We start from the raw sequence: 950 nt of genomic DNA on the forward strand, positions 1-950 counted from the left end.
CTTCTGTGTCGACCGTATGCGTTGAAACAGTCGTGGCCGTATATGGATTTCCTGCGTCATCAATACCAGAAACTGATGCATTAAATTGGGTATCGTTGGCAAGATCTTGACCTGAAACCTCTACAAACCAAGTTTTGCCGCCTAGAACAGTAGTTGTGTACGTATTTCCATTAATATCGAGAGTAACTGTATCTCCCGGTCCAGCATCAAAGCCAACTCGACCAGATACGAACACATTACCTTGGCTTTCTTCTGAGTTAATGATGTCATCCGCAGTGATACGGTCAACTCGAATGACCGCGGCCGCCGATGTATCAGTAAAATACTTTTCGGTAGACTCAGCATCACCCACTTGGCCAATGTCGTTTACGACGGATACAGAGGCATCAATAATCGTATCGCTATCTGCAACTAAGTCTGAGCCATTAACCTCGATCTCAAATAAACCTGTATCCGGATTGACAACTCCTGTGTATTGGTTGCCATCGATAACCAAGCTTACAGTACCCGATGAGAATTCATCACCGGTCACAGAGCCAGTGATAGTGATAGCCGCCTGAGATTCACTTGAATTAATTATTGAATCATCGGTAACTGGATCGACATTGAGGTTGACGATTAGCGGAGTATCATTATACCTATGCTCAGAGATCCCCGTAGAGTTACTGCTGTTACCCGCAGCATCTGTTGATTCGACAGTGACATTAAAATCTGTATCTAAAGCAAGATCTTCGCCGCTCACATCAAGTTGCCAACCGCCATCTTCATTGACCGTCGTTGTGTACTCGTTATCATTGATTGTCGCAGTGACACTGTCACCAGACTCAATATCACCACCAGTAGCACGGCCCGTCACAGCAATAGTTTGGACTTGTTCGGTGACCGTAACGACATCATCGGCTGTGATGTTATCAACTGTGACGGTTCCTTGATCTACTTGAGTATCGAGT

1 protein-coding gene is annotated in these 950 nt (G+C 45.3%); it reads right to left on the bottom strand.

The window, feature by feature from the left end; all coding sequences use genetic code 11:
* Positions 1-950, bottom strand: a 950-nt coding sequence (locus ACFI6G_RS22125; RefSeq protein ID WP_462710479.1) for an Ig-like domain-containing protein, incomplete at both ends; no start/stop codon positions are given.

Source organism: Vibrio sp. PSi01 (assembly GCF_054960695.1).